The organism is Micromonospora fiedleri (assembly GCF_016774385.1).
Taxonomy (GTDB): domain Bacteria; phylum Actinomycetota; class Actinomycetes; order Mycobacteriales; family Micromonosporaceae; genus Micromonospora; species Micromonospora gifhornensis.
On the sequence record NZ_JAETXL010000003.1, the window covers coordinates 440,474 to 458,762 of the forward strand.

Genomic DNA, 18,289 nt, shown 5'->3' on the forward strand with positions numbered 1-18,289 from the left:
TCAGGACGTCAGCAGTCCCTCGGCCGCCAGGTCGTCCCAGAGCACGTCGGGCACCGGCTTCGCGAGCAGGTCGGCGTTACGTCGCACCTGCTCGACGCTCTTGACCCCGACGACCACGGTCGCCACCGCCGGATGCCGGGCCACGAAGGCCATCGCCGCCTGCGGCAGGGTCACCCCGTGCCGCCGGCAGGTGGCAGCGATGTGGACCGCCCGGTCGTACACCGGTTGTGGGACAGGACGGTAGTCGTACATCCGGCCTGGTTCCTCGGTGGCCAGCACACCGCTGTTGAAGACCCCGGCGGCGAGCACCGACACCCCGCGTTCCTGGCAGGCGGGCAGCAGACGCTCCTGCGCCGACTGGTCGAGCAGCGTGTACCGGCCGGCGAGCATCACGGTGTCGATGTCGGTCTCCACCACGAACCGGTGCAGCATCTGCCACTGGTTCATGCCGACACCGATGGCACCCACCACACCCTGCGCCCGCAGGTCGTGCAGCGCCGGGTACGCCTGCTCGACCGCCTGCCGCCAGTGGTCGTCGGGGTCGTGCAGCAGCACCACGTCGATGCGGTCGAGTCCCAGCCGGTCGAGGCTGGACTCCAGCGACCGGCGGACCCCGTCGGCGCTGAAGTCCCACTCGCGGACGTGGTCGGCCGGCACGTCGAAGCCGCCTTCCTCGTCGCGCAGGTGCGCGGTCTGCGGCGAGGGCACCAGCAGCCGACCGACCTTGGTGGACACGGTGTACTCGTCGCGGGGCCGGTCGGCCAGTACGGCGCCCAGCCGGCGTTCGGACAGGCCGAGGCCGTAGTGCGGGGCGGTGTCGAAGTAGCGGATGCCCGCCTCCCACGCCGCGTCGAGGGCGGCGTGCGCGGTCTGCTCGTCGACCCTCCGGTACAGGTTGCCGATCCCGGCCGCGCCGAAGCCGAGCGGACTGACGGTCACCGTCGAGCTGCCGAGCCGTCTCATTGCTGCCTCGATTCTGCGGTGGGGTCCGTTGTCGGTGGGCGCAGCCGCAGCCCGTGCATCCCGCCGTCGACGGCGAGCACGGTCCCGGTGGTGGCGGCGGCCAGTGGGCTGGCCAGGTAGGCGACCGCCGCCGCGACCTCGGCCGGGGTGACCAGCCGGCCGATGGGCTGGCGGGCGCGCAGGGCCGCGTACTCGGCGGTGGGGTCGTCGGCGGCGTCGACCAGGCGGCGTACCCACGGGGTGTCGACGGTGCCGGGGTTGACGCAGTTGACCCGGATGCCCTCGCCGACGTGGTCGGCGGCCATGGCGAGGGTCAACGCCTGCACCGCCCCCTTCGTGGCGCTGTAGAGGGCCCGGCCGGGCAGGCCGGCGGTCGCCGCGATCGAGCAGGTGTTGACGACGGCGGCGGACGCGGAGACCCGCAGGTACGGCAGGGCGGCCCGGGTGACCCGGACGATGCCGACGACGTTGACGTCGTACACCCGGTGCCACTCGTCGTCCGACTGTGCCTCGATGGTGCCCTGCGCGCCGGCACCGGCGTTGTTGACCAGGATGTCCAGCCCGCCGAGCCGCTCCACGGCGGCGCGCACCGCCGCGTTCACCGACTCGGCGTCGCCCACGTCGCACCGGATGGCGTGCAGGGGCGCGGGCACCTGCGACGGGTCGAGGTCGAGGCAGGCCACGGCGGCACCGCGCGCGGCGAGCAGCTCGGCCACCGCCAGGCCGATGCCCGATCCCCCGCCGGTCACCACGGCGGACAGCCCGGCGAACTCCCCGCTCACGCGGTACCGACCGGCTGGCGTTGCCGACCGAGCCCGTCGATCTCCAACTCGATCACGTCGCCGCCGCGCAGGTACGGCTTCGGCTCGGGCATCCCGAGAGCCACCCCCGCCGGGGTGCCGGTGTTGATGACGTCGCCCGGCTCCAACACCATGAACTGGCTGACGTAGTGCACGATTTCCGCCACCCCGAAGATCATGTTCTTGGTGTTGCCGTCCTGGCGCAGGATGCCGTTGACGCTGCACCGCAGGCCCAGCTGCTGCGGGTCGGGCACCTCGTCGGCGGTGACCAGCCACGGGCCGAGCGGGTTGAACGTCTCGCAGGACTTGCCCTTGTCCCACTGGCCGCCGCGTTCCAGCTGGAACTCGCGCTCGGAGACGTCGTTGGAGATCGTGTACCCGGCGACGCAGTCCCACGCCTCGGCCGGGCTCGCCAGATAGCGGGCGGTACGGCCGATCACGACGGCGAGCTCGACCTCCCAGTCGGTCTTCCGGCTGCCCCGAGGGATGAGCACCTGGTCGTTCGGCCCGACCACGGTGTTCGGCGCCTTCATGAACAGGACCGGCTCGGCGGGCGGCTTCGCACCGGTCTCGGCAGCATGATCGGAGTAGTTCAACCCGACGCAGACGATCTTGCCCGGTCGGGCGATCGGGGCGCCGATGCGGGCCGTGGGATCGGCCTCGGGAAGCGTGCCGCCGTGCACCGCCGCCCGAACCTCGGCCAGGCCGTCCCCGCCGAGGAACGCCCCGTCGATCTCGGACACCAGGCCGGACAGGTCGACCAGTCGGCCGACCCGGTCCAGTGCGGCGGGCCGCTCCTGCCCGACCGCCCCCACTCGCAGTAGCTTCACCGTGCACCCTCCGGCCAGACATCGGATCTATCGCCCTGGTTCTATCCGGATCATCGAGCACCGGCAAGCCCTGACGGGAAACTCAGGTGGCGGCGCGTTCGGCGGTCTCGATGGCGGCGTCGGTGACCCAGAACATGCCGACCAGCAGGATCAGCGCCAGCACGCCCATGATGACGAAGACAGCTTGGAGGCCGAACAGCTCGGCGAGCCCGCCACCGACCAACGCCCCCAGCGGCATGCTCCCCCAGGCCAGCAGCCGGTAACCGCTGTTGACCCGCCCGAGCAGGCGGTCCGGGGTGATCTGCTGGCGCAGCGAGACCGTGATGACGCTCCAGGAGGTGAGCAGGATCCCGCCGACGAAGAAGACTCCGCCGAGGACGAACGGGTTGGTGCTCACCGCCGGTACGCCCACGACGACCGCGATCGCGACCATCGCGACGCCGAGCGCGCGGGCCCGGCCGAGCAGCCGCTCGATCCTTGCGGCGACGAGCGACCCGAGCACGATGCCCGCCGCGAGGGTGGTGAGCAGGAGGCCGTAGCCGGGCTCGCTGAGCCCGATGGCCGAGTTCGGCCCGACCGCGTACAGCACCAGCACCGCGAAGGTGGCCGTGGTGGTGAGGTTGCTGACCCCGACCATCAGTGCCAAGGTCCGCAGCAGCCGGTGTCGCCAGAGGAACCGTACGCCTTCGGCGATGTCGGCGCGCAGTGTGCTCGTGCCCTGCCGCGCCACCCGGAACCGGCCGCCGACCAGCAGCAGGGCCACCACCGCGGCCGCCCAGAGCCCGGCCGGCCCGAGCATCGCGTACGCGACTCCGCCGGCGACGAGGAAGCCGGCCAGCGGCGGGCCGAAGAACTGGTTGGCGGCCAGTTCGACGGCGTAAAGCCGTCCGTTGGCGCGGGGTAGCGCCGCACGTGGGACGAGTTGCGGCAGGATCGACTGGGCCGAGGTGTCGTACAGGGTCTCGGCGGTGCCCGCGCCGAAGGCCACCAGGTAGAGCAGCCAGATCGACCCGGCGTCGAGGGCCACGGCCAGGGCCAGCGCGCCGAGCAGGGCCGCCCGGAGGCTGTTGGCGGCCAGCATCACCTGCCGCCGGTCGAGCCGGTCGACGAGCGCGCCGGCCGGCAGGGCGAACAGCAGCCACGGCAGGCTGAACGCGGCGGCCACCCCGGCGACCAGCACCGGTGAGGTCGTGTAGCTGACGGCGGTCAGCGGCAGGGCGATCTTGACGATCCCGTCGGCGAGGTTGGACACCGCCGACGCCGACCACAACCGCCAGTACCGGCCTCCCAGACCGCCCGAGGCCGTGCCCGTCGACTCCGCAGCGGCCGGCTCCGCACCGGTCGGCTCCGAGCCGGCCGGTTGCCTGGTCGCTACCGACTCTTCCGCCCCCGTCACCGCCAGATCATCGCAGACCGCGCAATCCCATTCGGCCCCACGCGAGGCCGTCTGCGCGCGGCGATCGACCGGCCGGAAACGACCGTGGAGAACTGCGATCATGGATGACCGGAATTATCGATATTCACAAGCATCTTGCTCCGACCCATGGTGCACGCCCATACTTTGGCTACACGCGAAGCAGCGGATTGGCACGAATTGCACCGTTGGCACGGCGAGGTGGACGGACACCAGGTTCCGTAGGGCAGCACCTCGCGCATCGCGACGCCGGTCCTCGTCCTCGGTCCACGCTTACCTGCCGTGGCCCGGTCCGGCGCGCTGTCGTAGTCCATGGAGGTGGACGTGAACCGAACCGTAGCGGCGCTGGGATCCCTGGCTGCCGCATCCCTTCTCGCCGTGACGGGCGTGCTCTTCGCCCCGTCACCGGCCTCCGCTGCGTCCCTGGTCGAGGTGACCAACTTCGGCACCAACCCGGGCAACATGCGGATGCACATCTACGTGCCGGACGTCCGGCCCGCCAATCCCGCCGTCGTGGTCGCCATGCACGGCTGCGGTGGCAACGGCCCCGGGTTCTACTCCGGCAGTGAGTTCGGCCGCCTCGCCGACCAGTACGGCTTCGTGGTCATCTACCCCACCGCCACCCAGCAGGCCGGCTTCGGCAACTGCTTCGACGTGTGGTCGGCCGCCTCGAAGCGGCGCGACGGCGGCAGCGACCCCGTGTCGATCATGTCGATGGTCAGCTACGCCCAGCGCCAGTACGGCGGCGACCCGCAGCGGGTGTACGCCACCGGCAGCTCGTCGGGCGGCATGATGACCCAGGCCCTGATGGCGCTCTACCCGGACGTCTACAAGGCCGGGGCGGCGTTCATGGGAGTGCCGTTCAACTGCTTCGCCAACGCCGCGGACTTCCCGCCCACCAACAGCCAGTGCGTCAACGGTCGGATGGACCGGACCCCGCAGCAGTGGGGTGACGCGGTCCGGCAGGCGTACCCCGGTTACACCGGTCCTCGCCCGCGGGTGCAGCTGTGGCACGGCACCAACGACAACCTGATCCCCTTCCAGCTCCTGCAGGAGTCGGTGGAGCAGTGGACGAACGTGGCCGGGCTGAGCCAGAACCCGACCCGCACGGACACCCCACAGGCGAACTGGAACCGGCGTCAGTTCGCCGACTCCACCGGCACGGTGCGGGTGGAGGCGTACGCCATCCAGGGTGCCGGGCACAGCCTGCCGTCGACCGGCATGGCCCGGGCCGCCATCGACTTCTTCGGTCTGACCAGCAGCACCCCGCCGCCCACCACCCCGCCGCCGACGACTCCGCCGCCCACCACTCCCCCGCCGACCACGCCGCCGCCCACCACTCCGCCGCCGACGACCCCGCAGCCGATCGCCTGCAAGGTGCAGTACACGGCCGAGTCGTGGAACAACGGCCTGGTCGCCAACCTGATCGTCACCAACACCGCCCCGAGCACGGTCAACGGCTGGACGGTGCGGTGGACCTGGCCCAACAGCCAGCAGGTCACCAACGCCTGGAACGCCACGATCACCCAGAGCGCCAACCAGGTGACCGCGCGCAACGTCGACTACAACAGCACGATCGCGCCGAACCAGAGCATCAGCTTCGGTTTCCAGGCCACCCACAACGGCACCAACACGCCGCCCGACCGTTTCACCTTCAACGGAGTCGCCTGTAGCTGAGTCCTCGACCAGCCGATGCCCCGGCCGTCCCCGGCCGGGGCATCGGCGCGTCCACTCAGGAATCCGTCCGGTCGATCGGCGGCAGGTCGATCGCGACGCCGGTCAGGCGTTCGCTCTCCGCCCAGAGTCGCTGCGCCACGGCGACCTCGAGAGCCCGAACGCTGCGGCTCGCAGGCACCGGCGGACCGGAGTTCTCCATCCGGTACGCCGGACCCCAGTAGCTGCCGCCTTCGGCGTCCGGGTCGGTGGCGGCGCGCAGAATCGGCAGCACCCCGTCGGCCAGCGGCATCGCGACGTACCGGCCGATGCCGTTGACAACCGTGACGAAACGGTCCCGGCCCTGGCTCGGCCCGGTGTATGTCCAGCCGGGATGGGCGCCGGTGACCCGCAGCGGCGAATTGGCACCGACCAGCCGACGGTGCAACTCCAGGGTGAACAGCAGGAGCGCCAGTTTGCTCTGCCCGTAGGCGGCGAACCGCGCATAGCGCCGCCGCTGCCAGTTGAGGTCGTCGAGGTCGATCCGCCCGGTGCGGTGCGCGTTACTGGCCACGTTGACGACACGGGCCTGCCCGCCGGCCAGCAGCGCGGGCAGCAGCCGGCCGGTGAGCGCGAAGTGGCCGAGGTGATTGGTGCCGAACTGGAGTTCGAAGCCCTGCCGGGTACGCCGCAGCGGCGGATACATCACCCCGGCGTTGTTGATCAGCAGGTCGAGTCGGTCGTGCTCGGCCCGGTAGGCGGTGGCGAACGCGGCCACCGAGTCGAGATCGGCCAGGTCGAGCGGGAGGCAACTCACGTCGCCGTGCGGGTACTGCGCGCGAATCAGGTCGGCTGCGGACTCACCCTTGCCGCGATCCCGGCAGGCCAGCACCACCCGCGCGCCCTTGCCGGCCAACACCCGGGCCGTTTCGAGGCCGAGCCCGCTGTTGGCACCGGTGACGATCACCGTACGCCCACTCTGGTCAGGAATGTCGTCGTACGTCCAGCGGCGCATCCGTCGCTCCTCGGTCCGTGTGCTGCGGGCCTGGCCGGTGCGACAAGGTTGACCTTGCTCGATCGTCTCGTCAAGCCGGTCCGCCGGCGGACGTACGATGACGCCGCCGGCGGACCGGGTGAGCTCAGCCGATGGTGCAGAGGGTGCCGTTGAGCCGGAACGCCGTCGGTACGACGTTCGGCCCGCTGTACTCGCCGACGAAGCCGACAGTGGTCGAGGCCCCGGCGGAGAGTCGACGGTTGTCGTCGTTGTTGGTCACCCGCACGGTGCTGCCGACCTGTTCCCAGGTGGCGCTCCACCCGCTGCCGACCCGCTGCCAGGAGGTGGGCCAGGTCCAGGTCAGGGTCCAGCCGTCGACCGTGTGCTCGCTGTTGTTGACGATGTCGACGTTCGCCACGTAGCCGTTGCCCCAGTCCGTGGTGCTGGCGAAGCGGACGGTGCATCCGCTGGTCGCCGGGCTGCCGGTGGTGAATGTCAACGGCGGTGACGCCCAGGAGACCCGTCCGGCGGTGTCGCGGGCCAGCACGTTGACTGTGTACCTGCGGCCCGGCACGAGGTTGCCGACGGTCAGGCTGGTCCCGGAGGTCTCGCCGAGCTGCTCACTGACCGCACCGTTCTGCCGGTGCACCTCGTACTTGGCGATCGGGGCGGCCCCGGCGGTGGCGGCCGGCCAGGTGATCGTCACGTCCCGGTCGGTGACGCCGGTCGCGGTGGGTTGGCCGGGCGCGCCGGGTGCGCCGGTGACCGCAGCCGCCGGCCGCACCACCAGGGTGGTCAGCGAGTACGGCGGCAGCGTACGGCTGGTCGCCTCGCCGCTGCGGGCGGTGGTGACCTCGGTGGCGCCGTTGGTGTGGGTGTGGACCGTCGGTGCTCCGCTCGCCGGGGCGAACCCGGCGTAGTCGATGGTGACCGGGTGGGCGTTCTCCGGATCCTTGTTGATCAGCAGGACCGCCACCTCCCCGTTGGCCCGCCGCACCGCGTGCGCGCTGACCAACGGCTGATCGGTCTCGGCGCGGATGAACTGGTCACCGGTGCGGGCGAACCGGCTCATCATGGACAGCCCGTGATAGGCCGCGAACGGGGTGTTCACCGGTGGTTCGCAGACCGAGCCGTCCGCGGTGCAGGTGCCGCTGGAGAGCAACCCGAAGTCGCCGTAGTCGGTCTGCCCTGCCACCGTACTCACCCGGCCGATGCCGTTGTGCACGTTCCACCAGTGCACGGTGAAGACCCCGTTGGCCAGCAGGCCGCTGTAGGCGTCGGCCAGGAACAGGGCGGCCGGTTGGCTGGTCATGCCCTCGGAGGTGACGTTGACCTCGGTGAGGCTGATCCCGATGCGGTCGGCCTCCGGCCCGGCGTACCGGTTGATTTGCTGGCGCAGCAGGTACACCGCGTCGGTGATGTGGTTGGTCCGGGGCAGCGACTCGGCGGCGCTGCCGCCCGGGTACCAGTGCACGTCCACGAAGTCGATCGACGGCCCGGCGATGGAGAGCACGGTCTGGTTCCACGGGCCCGGGTCGTTGCCTGCGGTCAGGCCGTCCGGCCAGTTGGCCGGCATGGTCAGCACCGCGCCGACCTTGATGGTCGGGTCGACGGCCTTCATCGCCTCGGCGTAGTCGACCACCAGGTTCGCGTAATACGTCGCGCTCTTGTCGGGGTGGTGGTCGGCCTCCCAGGCGGACCCGTAGTGACCGTTGCCGTAGTTCTCGTTGCCGACCGTCCAGTACCGCGCGCCGTAGCCCTTTGTCACGTTGGCGTACCGCACCCAGTCGGCCGCCTCCTGCGGCGTGCCGGTGCCGTAGTTGGCGATGATCATCGGCTCGGCGCCGACCCGCCGCACCGCACCCATGAAGGTGTCGAAGTCGGTGCCGGGGGCGACGTAGCCGCCGGGCGCGGTGTGGTCGCGCCAGTGATAGATGTCGGCGTACGAGCCACCCGGGTAGCGCATCATCTGCACCCCGGCGTCGCGCAGCAGGTCCGACGTCTCGGGGGTGGCCAGATACTGGTCCCAGATGGCGTGGTTGACGCCGAGCGCGGTGTCGGGCACCCGGGCCAGCCCGGCCCGCGCGTTCACGCTCACCGTCACCGGTGCCGTCGCCGCGTCGGCGCTCGGGGTGTCGACCCCGGTCACCACGCCGGTGGCGAGCAGCAGGCCCGCCACGAGCAGCGCACCCCCACGCCGGGGCAGTCGCCACGATCGGGCCGAGGATCGAACACCGTGCCTGTTCGGAAATCTCATGGTTGTCCTTTTTCGATCACGAGCGAGATCCGCCCGGTCGACAGCCCACGACCAGCGGCGGAGAAGAGAGAACGACCAGCTCACCTGCCGTCACCCGCCGCAGGCCCGAACAGGCCCCGGCTGCCCATCGGGCGACGGTCACTCGCGCGACAACACATCGACAGATCAGAATTGCACAGCGTACGGCGATCACTCAACGCCTCGGGCACAGAAGGCCGATGCGAGGCGGACGGGAAAAGCGCCCGTCCCGGCTCGGGGAACGGGCGCTTTCGCGCATTCGGGTCAGGCCCGCTCGTCGGTCAGGCCCGCTCGGTCACCTGGGCGACGAACGCCTTCCAGGCCACCGGCCCGAAGGCCAGCACTCCGCCGTCACGGTCCTTGGAGTCCCGAACCAGAACGACCCCGGAGAGATTGTCCGCGACCTCGACACAGTCACCGCCGTTCGCACTGCTGCGGCTGCTCTTGCGCCAGGTGGCACCGATCAGGTCCATGTCTCTGCCACTTCCCTCAGGAGCTCGATTGACTGCCGGTGGGACAGAGCCTCACCTCGCACATTCTCCCACGCAGCCATAAGGGCAACCAGCTCCGCCGGATCAGACACCACCTTGCCGTGCAGCTGCGTGTCCAGGTATCCGGCGGTGCGGTTGTCAGCGCTACTGGCGATCACGAACGGCCCGGAAAGACCAGCGTATGCCCCCGCAGACAGCGGTACCACGTGCACACGAACGTGCGGCAGATCCGCCGTCGCCGCCAACGATTCCACCTGCTGCCGCATCACCTCGGGCCCACCCACGCTGCGCCGCAGCGCTCCCTCGTCGATGACCGCGGTCAACCACGGAGGAGCATCACCGGACAGCACCGATTGACGTGCCATCCGCGCCGCCACCAGCCGCTCGATGTCATCCGGTGTGTACTGTCCGGCCGACCCGAACAGTGCCCGCGCATATCTCTCTGTCTGCAACAGCCCCGGCAGGACCAGCGGCTGGTATGAGCGCAGCGAGCGCGCCTCGCGCTCGATTGCTTCCCACGGACGGAACCACACGAGATCCCGATGCCGTCGATTTGTGTCCGGCCATATGTCCGACACATTCTGCCCGAGTGCGGCTGCTGCCGCGCTGCGGTGTGCCGGGTGCGGAATGCGTCCCTCGCGTAGCCAGCGGTCCGTCGTCTTGGGGTCCACGCCGATCTGGCCGGCAAGGGATTCTGTTGTGTGGCCGGCCCGCTGAAGCGCCACTCGTAGTGCGTCATTCACTGCGACACCTCTCGACACAAGGGATTCCTCGACACCATATCCCTACGCGGTGTCACTGTCTCCACACTGACGGCAAGGTGGCGGTAGGTGGTGTTCGCGGGCTGGACCAGTAGCCCCCGTGGGCACTGCACGGGGGCCGACCCGTCCGTACACCTTCGAGGGTCGGCCCCCTTTCACGACGCGTACCGACGGAGGGGTGGCCCATGCCCGCGCAGAAACCAGCGAACGCATCCGGCGGGACCGCGCCGAGGCGGGCCGCGAGCCCGACGGGTACGCGACCGGACGGCACGCCACGGGTCACTCCCGGCGCGTACCTGCTGACCCAAGCGGCGTCACCGCAGTTCAGCCAGCCGATCGTGGTCCGGGTGATCCGCGAGTTGATCGAGCGGCAACCGTACGACGGTTGGGCCTGGGTGGATTGTTACGTGCTCGACCGCCACGGCGACGCGACGGAAAAACGGCAGTTGTTCGTCCGCCCGGACGGGATGCGGCCGGTCCAGGTCCGACCGGTCCCGTACGCCGAGCGACACCGCGCCAAGGTCGGCCGGTGAGCGTGCCGTGCGCCCGGGATCACGTCGCCTCGCGCCCGACGTGGCGCTGTCGGGCGTGCGGGATCGCGTGGCCGTGCAGTGCGGCGAAGGTACGCCTGCTCGCCGAGTACCGGGGCAACACGCCCGGGCTGATGGTCTACCTGGTGATGCTGCGCGAGGAGGCCACCGCCCAACTGGCCGAACTGAACCCGAGCACCCCACCGCCGGACCTGCACCGACGATTTACCGACTGGGTCCCTGTCCGGTCGGGGTAGTCACGTCGGCTTTGGGTGCAGTTGTTGCTGCCCTGGCGACAACAACTGCACCCAGAGCCGGTGCCGAACCGAGTCGATCATGCCCGCCGCCCGCCGCCCGCCGCCCGCTGCCCGCCGCCCATCGCCTGCTGCCCGCCGCTCGCTGCCCGCCGCCCGCCGCCTGTCGCCTGACGCCTGACGCCTGACGCCTGTCGCCTGTCGCCTGTCGCCTGTCGCAGCCTGATCGCGCTAGCGGTCAGCTCAGTTTCGGGGTGGCTCGGGCGAGGAGGGTGGGGAAGTCGACGCCGGGGGGCAGGGTGCCGTAGGCGTGGCCGTGGTCTCCGGCGAGTCGGGAGGCGCAGAAGGCGTCGGCGACCGCCGGGTGGCCGTGGCGTACCAGCAGCGCGCCCTGCAACACCAGGGCCAACTGCTCGACCAGCCGACGGGCGCGTACCTCCCGGTCGGCGGGGTCGGCGAGGGCCGTCTGCACCTGGCGTACCGCCGCGTCGAGGCGCGGGTCGGCACCGGCGGCGGCGTCCAGCTCGGCGCGGAACGCCGCCAGCACCTCGGGTTGGCCGGCGAGCGCACGCAGCACGTCCAGCGCGGCCACGTTGCCGGAGCCTTCCCAGATGGAGTTCAGCGGTGACTCGCGGAACAGCCTCGGCATGCCGGATTCCTCGACGTAGCCGTTGCCGCCCAGGCATTCCAGGGCCTCGGCGGCATGGCCGGGCCACCGCTTGCAGACCCAGTACTTGCCGATGGCCAGCGCGATCCGCTTGAACGCCGCCTCGTTCGCGTCGCCTCGGGCGGCCCGGTCGGTGGCCCCGGCCAGCCGCATCATCAGGATCGTGGCGGCCTCGGACTCGATGGCCAGGTCGGCCAGGACGTTACGCATCAGCGGCTGGTCGATCAGCGCGCGGCCGAAGGCATGCCGATGCGTGGCGTGGTGCACGGCGGTGATCACGCCCTGACGCATGCCGGCCGCCGCACCGATCACACAGTCCAGTCGGGTCAGGTTGACCATGTCGATGATGGTGCGTACGCCCCGGCCCTCGTCGCCGACGCGCCAGGCCGCCGCGTGCTCGTACTCGACCTCGGCGGAGGCGTTGGAGCGGTTGCCGAGTTTGTCCTTCAGGCGCATCAGTCGCATCGGGTTGCGGGTGCCGTCGGGCAGCACCCGGGGCACCAGGAAGCAGGTGAGCCCGCCGGGTGCCTGCGCGAGGGTGAGGAACAGGTCGCACATCGGCGCGGAGGTGAACCACTTGTGCCCGACCAGCCGGTAGCTGCCGTCGGGTTGCGGGTGCGCGGTGGTGGTGTTGGCGCGTACGTCCGAGCCGCCCTGCTTCTCGGTCATCGACATGCCCGCGAGCAGTCCCCGCTTGGTCAGCGGCGGGCGCAGCCCGACGTCGTACGCCCGGGTGGTCAGCAGTGGTTCGTAGTCGGCGGCCAGGTCCGGTGCGTGCCGCAACGCGGGCACCGCGGCGTACGTCATCGAGATCGGGCAGCCGTGCCCGGCGTCCGGACGCCAGGTGTAGAACTTGGCGGCGCGGGCGACGTGCGCGCCGACCCGGTCGTCGGCCCAGGGCGCGGCGTGCAGGCCGTGCTCGACGGCGGTACGCATCAGCTCGTGCCAGGACGGGTGGAACTCCACCTCGTCGATGCGGTGCCCGTAGCGGTCGTGGGTACGCAGCACCGGCGGGTGTTCGTTGGCCAGCCGACCGTGCTCGATGGCGGGCTGGCTGCCGGCGAGCCGACCGAGGTCACGGACCTCGCCGACGGCCCAGCCGGCGCCCTCACGGGCGAGGCCCTCCAGCAGCGCCGGGTCGTCGGCGGTGTCGTGGTCGACCAGCGGGGGGACCTGGTTGGACACCTCGTGTGTGGTCACGGCGACACCCCCGGCGAGTGGTGCAGTTGCTTGGCGAACCAGTGATCAGGGTACGGGCTCGTGTTGTATCGCGGGATCTCCTCGTATCCGGCGCTGCGGTAGAGCCGGATCGCCTCGGTGAGGGCGCGGCTGCTGTCCAGGCGTACGCAGTCCGCACCGGCTGCCGCGGCGTGCCGTTCCAACTCGGTGAGCAGTCGTCGGCCGACGCCGAGCCCGCGTACCGTGCCGGAGACCCAGAGCCGCTTGATCTCGGCAGGCCCGTCGGGGTCGAAGCGGACCGACCCGCAGCCCACCGCCTCCGAGGCGAGGGTGGCGACCAGGAACACCCCGGCGGGCGGGACGAACTGCTGGTCGTCGTCGGTGTCGAGGGTGAACCCGGATTCGAACCGCTCGGCCAACTCCCCCGCGTACGCCCGCAGGCAGGCACGGGCGCGCGGATCGGCGGGCGAGCAGACCTCGACGGTGACCATCGACGCCATCAGCAGCCGTTGCACCTCGTTCATCGCGGTGGTGAGCCGGTCACGTTGGCCCACGGTCAACGGGGCGAGCATCGACCAGGCCAGTTCGTCGGATCGGCGATCGAGCAGTGCCCACTCGGCACGGCCGGCTTCGGTGAGCCGGGCCATGCGTACCCGCCCGTCGCCCTCGGCCGGTGTCACCGTCACCAGTCCCGCGCCCTCCAGGGTGCGCAGCAGCCGGCTGAGGTATCCGGCGTCGAGATCCAGCCGGTTGCGCAGCGCCGCGACCTCCGCCCCGGCCGGGCCGATCTCCCAGAGCAGCCGCGACTGGGCCAGCGGCCGATCACGGGCCAGGAACTTGTCGTCCAACGCGCCGACACGCTGGGTCACCGTGCGGTTGAAGCCCCGCACCACATCCACCAGTTCACGCTCCACGATGACTGACTTTAGTCAACCATTCTGCCCATCGGTAGGGCTGGTCCGCACTCGACACCCGGAGCACCCCATCGGGCAGCCAAAGGTCCGACGCCAGTCACCACCGGTCCACGTCGGTCAGCGCCGACAACGGCGCAGGGAGGTCGAGGTCAGTGCCGTCACCGCCGCCACGGCCAGCACACCGGCGCAGCCGTACAGCAGCGCCGCCACCGGCACGACCTCGGCGAGGGAGCCGAGCGCGTTGATCGTGAACATCAGCGGCAGGCTCTGCACGAGCACCAGCACCGACTGCACCCGGGACACGTGTGTGTCCGGGGCGACGGTCAGGATCAACGGGCCGATGTGGGTGGCGAAGCCACCCGATCCGACACCGATCACCATCCCGGCGGCGACCGAAACCGGCAACGAACCGGCCGCCGCCAAAGTGACCACGCCACCGGCGGCCACCAGCAGCGCGGCACCGCTGGCACGACCGGGGTCGGGCAGGGCGCCACGCACCAGCACGAGGATCGCGACGGTCGCGGTGCCGAGCGCCAACGCCGCGACGACCGCGCCGGTGGCCGGCGACGACCAGGTGCGCTCCCGCCCGAGCAACGGTACGAGCAGGCTGGACACCGGCAGCAGGAAGCCTGCGGCCATCCCGACCAGCAGCAGTGCGGGCCGCAGTACGGCATGCGAGGCGGCGATCCGCAGGCCGTCGACCGCGGCCCGCCACAGTGGTTGCGACGGCGGCTGCCCGGTCGGCAGTTCCGGCGATCCGCTCCGCCGTCCGTCCATGGCCGCACGGAGCACCACCAGGACCGCCAGCATCAGGGCAAAGCTGGAGGCGTTGGCCAGCGCCACTGCGGCCAGCCCGAGGGCGGCCAGCAGCAGGCTGCCCGCCGCCGGCCCGACGAACAGGGCGAGTTGACCGGCCAGCTGCCGGGCCGACATCGCCCGCGCCAGCCCGGCCGGCGGCACCAGTCGCCGGGGCATCGAGCCCGTGCTGGGCAGGTAGAAGGCGTCCACGACCCCGATGGCCAGGGCGGCCAGCAGCAGTGGCAGCCACGGATCCGCCGCCGACCACACGGCGGCGGCCAGCGCCACGGTGACGACGACCATCGCCGCGTCCGAGACCACCATGACGGTCCAGGCGCCCAGCCGGTCGGCCACCGCGCCGCCGACCAGCAGAAGCAGGGCCCGGGGCAGGTTGACGGCGGTAAGCACCAGCGCGGCGAAGCCGCCACCTTCTCCGGCCGCCACCCAGGCCATCGCGAACGCCATGGCTTGAACGCCGATCAGGGACAGCGTCGTCCCGCCCAGCCACGCCCAGTACGTGCCCGGCACCGCCGTCGCACTGCCGCTCGATGGCGCCCTACCGGTGGATGTCGCCGCCACGGATCCTCCCGATCACCGAATCGCGCCGACCGGTGTCGAGGGTCTGGCCGGTCGCTGTGTCGCGTCCGGCACTGTCCGGCCTCGACCCGGTCGAGGGTCAAGCCGGCACGGGAGCGACCCCGACGGGCGACCGTCAGTCGGCCGGCGCGGTGCGCGGGAGCATCTCGGGCGACCAGGTGAAGCGGTAGCGCGGATCGGACACGGCCTGGGCGAAGGCCGCCGAGACGGCCGGGGAACTGACGATCCGCCAGTCCCGTTCCTTGTTCACCTCGAACCAGATGAGCCCGATGATGTCCTCGTGCCCGGGCAGCAACCGGAACGTCTCAGTGATCCACTCTGCTTTGCGGCCGGCGATGTCGGAGGCCGCGGTCTCCGTGATGACCAGCGGTTTGGCGCTGAAGGCTCGGATCTCCCCGATGGTCTCCTTGAAGATCGCGTCGAAGGACCGGTATTTCGAGAAGGCGCCCATGCCGTAGTAGCCCGAGATGCCGATCCAGTCGACGTAGTCGTCTCCCGGGTAGAGCCCGGCAAGCTTCGGCGTCGAGCCGTCCCATCTGGCGTTCGGGCTCCACACCCAGATCACGTTGGTCGCGCCGGCCGCCTTGAACAGATTGTGCAGGTGGCGCCAGGCCTTGACGTAGTCGCCTGGCCGGTTGCCGTTGGCGCTCTCGCACCACGGATACCAGTTGCCGTTCATCTCGTGGGCGAACCGGATGGCCACCGGGTAGTCGAGTGCCTTGATCCCCTCAGCCCAGGAGCGCAGGTAGTCGTCGAAGTCGCCGCCCGCGATGCGGGACAACCGGTAGTCGGGCTGACGGGAGCGGAGCCGGTCGATCGTGCTGCGGGCGGCCCCCTTCTTACGGGCCTCCTCGTCCACCCGGTAGTCCCACGGTTCCCAGGCCAGCATCGGCAGCATGCCCCGGTCCCGGACCGCGTCGAACAGCGCCCGGTCGAAGGTGTCGGTCGCCCAGCCGGAACCGAAGAGCATGACCTGCGGATGGTGCTTCGCCGTCGCGGTGAAGGTGTCCACGGGCGTGAAGTCGTGCGGTCCCTCCTTGGTCGCGATGCCGATGAACACCTTCTCCGTCGGCGGGAAGACCTCCGACGGGGATGGCGAAGGGCTCGGTTCGCGTACCGCCGTCTGGTCCGACGGGACGGGTTCCCGTCCCCTGGGCCCGGCACCCGGCGCGATGGCGAAGGCGTACGCCAGCAGCAGCGCGCCGACCAGCGACATGGCGACCCGCGGCAGCGTCAGCCGTGCCATGACACCTCCCGGGAAGCGACCACCGGTGCCGTCGCCCGGACCCGCCGGCCACGGACGGCATGACGCCCGGTCGTACCGGCGCGGCTGTCGGTGCGGGGACCACCCAGAGTTGGTGCGTGCGAGCGCCGGGCCAGAAGAGCCGACCCGCACGCGATCAGCGGTGGGCCGAGGCCGGTCAGGAGGGTCAGGACCGGCCATACCCGCAGCGGTGTGCGGCCGTGTTCCAGCACGAAGCTCGCGGCGAGCAGGCCGGCGGCGAAGGCCGCCCAGCCCAGGTGCAGCCGGAAGGTGCCGAGCGATTCGGTGGTGCGTAGCCTGCCCTTGGCGGTCACCACGAATCCGAGCTTGCGGCGCAGCAGCGCACCGGCGGCAGCCGCCACGTAGATCGGGCCGGCGAACAGCGCCAACGCCATGCCGACCAGGCCGATCTCCTCCCGCTCGTGCGGCGCGATGTTGAATCGACGCAGCCAGAGCCAGAGCACGAACCAGGTGCAGATGGTGGCGCCCCACAGCACCGACCACACGGCGATGTCGACCCGGGCCGCGCTCACCCCGGTGAGCAGGTACGCGGCGGTGGCGAAATTGCCCAGCAACAGACTGACCGCGACGCTCGGGTAGTAGAACTGGAGCAGCCGGTAGTGCCAGCGCCGTCGGGACCGTAGTTCGCGCGGCGCCCGCAACTCGGGGCGGACCAGGATCTCGCAGATCCCCGCCGCCCACCGCTTCTGCTGGTTGAAGTAGTCCGCCCACGATGTCGGGCCTTCCCCGATGGCCACCACGTCGGGGGTGTAGACGCCCTTCCACTGGTTGCCGGTCTGCGGGTTCACCGCAGCGTGGATCCGGATGCTGGTCAGGTGATCCTCAATGATCGAATCCTGGTAGCCGCCGATGCTGCGCCAGGCGGACGGCCGGTACAGGTGGCCGGTGCCGGTGAGCAGTGGGGCGTCCAGTCCGTTGCCACCGCGGGCGATCAGTCCGTTGTAGAGGTACTGCTGGACCGACGCGCCGTGGGCGACCAGGTTCTGGTGCATGTTGCCGTAGACCTGTGGCGTCACCACGAAGGCGACGTCCGGGTCGCGGAAGTAGCCGAGCGTGCGCTCCAGGAAGTTGGCCAGCGGCACGTGGTCCGGATCGACGTTGGCGACTACGTCGTAGTGGTGTTCGTGCTCGGCCCGCCAGGCGTTGTGGTTGCCGGACTTCGTCCTGGTGCGGAACTCTCCGTCGGGTTGGTTGTACTCCGGTCGTCCCTTACGGCTGAAGTGGCGTACGCCGAGCCGTGCGGCCATCTCCTTCACCGCCGGATCGTCGCCCTCGTCGAGGATCCAGACGTCGACCTGCCCGCAGTAGACGATCTCCCGCATACGCCGCAGGGTCCGCTCGGCGACGTCGATGGGCTCCTTGCTCGGCACGATCGTGGTGAGCAGCGCCACCCGCAGGCCAACCGGAGGATCGACCGGGATCGGGTCCTTGGCGTGGTACGCGAACACCCAGACGACCATGTTCTGCGCGAGGCGGATCAGTTCGACGCCGACGATCACGCAGAAGCCGAGCCGGGCCACAGCGGTCTGCCAGTCGCCGAGCCCGGTCACGCCCGAGCCGGGTACGTGCTGGGGAAGCAGCAGCCAACCGACGAGCAGCAGGCCGGCCGCACTGTTGACGAGGACCAGCAGGGTCAGTACGAGCCGCGCCGCGGGTGACAGGACGGATCGGAACTCGACCGCCGCCTGCGGATGTCGTGGCGCGACGAGAGTTCCGGCGCTCGCCCCGCAACTCGCGTACGCGATGCGAGCACTGATGTTGAGTTGACGACGGTCGGGGCGTCGGGCGGGTGACGGCCGGGCCGCGGTGCTCTCTACGGGCCCGCCCCCGGGCGGCCTCTCCGTCACGTCCCGAGACAGGCGTGTATCGGTCACGACGCCCACG

Annotated in this window: 16 protein-coding genes; 3 read left to right on the forward strand and 13 right to left on the reverse strand. The window is 70.8% G+C overall.

What is annotated here, in order from left to right; translation table 11 throughout:
• The 4 genes from JMF97_RS09820 to JMF97_RS09835 form a co-directional block, all read right to left on the reverse strand.
• The gene (locus JMF97_RS09820; RefSeq protein ID WP_307816846.1) at positions 1-939 is read right to left on the reverse strand and encodes an aldo/keto reductase; all 939 of its coding nucleotides are present in this window, start codon (positions 937-939) and stop codon (positions 1-3) included.
• Positions 940-959: 20 nt separating this feature from the next.
• Complete coding sequence (locus JMF97_RS09825) at positions 960-1,745, reverse strand: SDR family NAD(P)-dependent oxidoreductase (RefSeq protein ID WP_203221258.1); 786 nt, start codon at positions 1,743-1,745, stop codon at positions 960-962.
• Positions 1,742-2,593: a fumarylacetoacetate hydrolase family protein gene (locus tag JMF97_RS09830; protein ID WP_203221259.1), complete on the reverse strand. Its 852-nt coding sequence runs from the start codon at positions 2,591-2,593 to the stop codon at positions 1,742-1,744. The genes JMF97_RS09825 and JMF97_RS09830 overlap by 4 nt, the downstream gene beginning before the upstream one ends.
• A gap of 82 nt (positions 2,594-2,675) precedes the next feature.
• Entirely contained in the window at positions 2,676-3,884 is a 1,209-nt protein-coding gene (locus JMF97_RS09835) for an MFS transporter (RefSeq protein ID WP_412101335.1), read from the reverse strand.
• 435 nt (positions 3,885-4,319) lie between these two features.
• On the opposite strand from JMF97_RS09835, the gene JMF97_RS09840 reads away from it, so the two are divergent.
• Positions 4,320-5,684, forward strand: coding sequence for an extracellular catalytic domain type 1 short-chain-length polyhydroxyalkanoate depolymerase (locus JMF97_RS09840; RefSeq protein ID WP_203221260.1), 1,365 nt, complete (start codon positions 4,320-4,322; stop codon positions 5,682-5,684).
• A gap of 55 nt (positions 5,685-5,739) precedes the next feature.
• Here JMF97_RS09840 and JMF97_RS09845 read toward each other — a convergent pair whose 3' ends face one another.
• The 4 genes from JMF97_RS09845 to JMF97_RS09860 form a co-directional block, all read right to left on the reverse strand.
• Positions 5,740-6,675 carry an oxidoreductase gene (locus JMF97_RS09845; RefSeq protein ID WP_203221261.1) on the reverse strand — a complete coding sequence of 312 codons (936 nt, stop codon included), beginning with the start codon at positions 6,673-6,675 and terminating at the stop codon, positions 5,740-5,742.
• A gap of 124 nt (positions 6,676-6,799) precedes the next feature.
• A complete protein-coding gene (locus JMF97_RS09850; RefSeq protein WP_203221262.1) occupies positions 6,800-8,833 on the reverse strand; it encodes a cellulose binding domain-containing protein in 2,034 nt (677 codons plus the stop codon).
• 377 nt (positions 8,834-9,210) lie between these two features.
• Positions 9,211-9,402: a DUF397 domain-containing protein gene (locus tag JMF97_RS09855; RefSeq protein ID WP_203221263.1), complete on the reverse strand. Its 192-nt coding sequence runs from the start codon at positions 9,400-9,402 to the stop codon at positions 9,211-9,213.
• Entirely contained in the window at positions 9,393-10,163 is a 771-nt protein-coding gene (locus JMF97_RS09860; protein ID WP_203221264.1) for a DUF5753 domain-containing protein, read from the reverse strand. The genes JMF97_RS09855 and JMF97_RS09860 overlap by 10 nt, the downstream gene beginning before the upstream one ends.
• Positions 10,164-10,366: 203 nt before the next feature.
• Here JMF97_RS09860 and JMF97_RS09865 point away from each other — a divergent pair, with 203 nt between their 5' ends.
• Positions 10,367-10,714 (forward strand): hypothetical protein, encoded by a 348-nt coding sequence (locus tag JMF97_RS09865; RefSeq protein WP_203221265.1) that lies wholly within the window; start codon positions 10,367-10,369, stop codon positions 10,712-10,714.
• Positions 10,711-10,968 (forward strand): flavin reductase, encoded by a 258-nt coding sequence (locus JMF97_RS09870; protein WP_203221266.1) that lies wholly within the window; start codon positions 10,711-10,713, stop codon positions 10,966-10,968. The genes JMF97_RS09865 and JMF97_RS09870 overlap by 4 nt, the downstream gene beginning before the upstream one ends.
• Positions 10,969-11,203: 235 nt before the next feature.
• On the opposite strand, the gene JMF97_RS09875 is transcribed toward JMF97_RS09870, so the two are convergent.
• From JMF97_RS09875 to JMF97_RS09895, 5 genes are all read right to left on the reverse strand, one after another.
• Complete coding sequence (locus JMF97_RS09875) at positions 11,204-12,832, reverse strand: isovaleryl-CoA dehydrogenase (protein WP_203221267.1); 1,629 nt, start codon at positions 12,830-12,832, stop codon at positions 11,204-11,206.
• Positions 12,829-13,725 carry a bifunctional helix-turn-helix transcriptional regulator/GNAT family N-acetyltransferase gene (locus JMF97_RS09880; protein WP_203221268.1) on the reverse strand — a complete coding sequence of 299 codons (897 nt, stop codon included), beginning with the start codon at positions 13,723-13,725 and terminating at the stop codon, positions 12,829-12,831. Before JMF97_RS09880 ends, JMF97_RS09875 begins: the two co-directional genes overlap by 4 nt.
• Positions 13,726-13,842: 117 nt before the next feature.
• Complete coding sequence (locus JMF97_RS09885) at positions 13,843-15,102, reverse strand: MFS transporter (RefSeq protein ID WP_307816848.1); 1,260 nt, start codon at positions 15,100-15,102, stop codon at positions 13,843-13,845.
• A 133-nt stretch (positions 15,103-15,235) separates the two neighbouring features.
• Positions 15,236-16,366 (reverse strand): glycoside hydrolase family 26 protein, encoded by a 1,131-nt coding sequence (locus tag JMF97_RS09890; protein ID WP_203221269.1) that lies wholly within the window; start codon positions 16,364-16,366, stop codon positions 15,236-15,238.
• Entirely contained in the window at positions 16,354-18,279 is a 1,926-nt protein-coding gene (locus tag JMF97_RS09895) for a glycosyltransferase family 2 protein (RefSeq protein ID WP_307816849.1), read from the reverse strand. The genes JMF97_RS09890 and JMF97_RS09895 overlap by 13 nt, the downstream gene beginning before the upstream one ends.
• Positions 18,280-18,289: the final 10 nt, after the last annotated feature.

Coding starts and splice junctions, on each gene's coding strand:
- JMF97_RS09840 (WP_203221260.1), top strand. CDS start 4,320: ATGGAGGTGGACGTGAACCGAACCGTAGCGGCGCTGGGATCCCTGGCT.
- JMF97_RS09845 (WP_203221261.1), bottom strand. CDS start 6,675: ATGCGCCGCTGGACGTACGACGACATTCCTGACCAGAGTGGGCGTACG.
- JMF97_RS09855 (WP_203221263.1), bottom strand. CDS start 9,402: ATGGACCTGATCGGTGCCACCTGGCGCAAGAGCAGCCGCAGCAGTGCG.
- JMF97_RS09865 (WP_203221265.1), top strand. CDS start 10,367: ATGCCCGCGCAGAAACCAGCGAACGCATCCGGCGGGACCGCGCCGAGG.
- JMF97_RS09890 (WP_203221269.1), bottom strand. CDS start 16,366: ATGGCACGGCTGACGCTGCCGCGGGTCGCCATGTCGCTGGTCGGCGCG.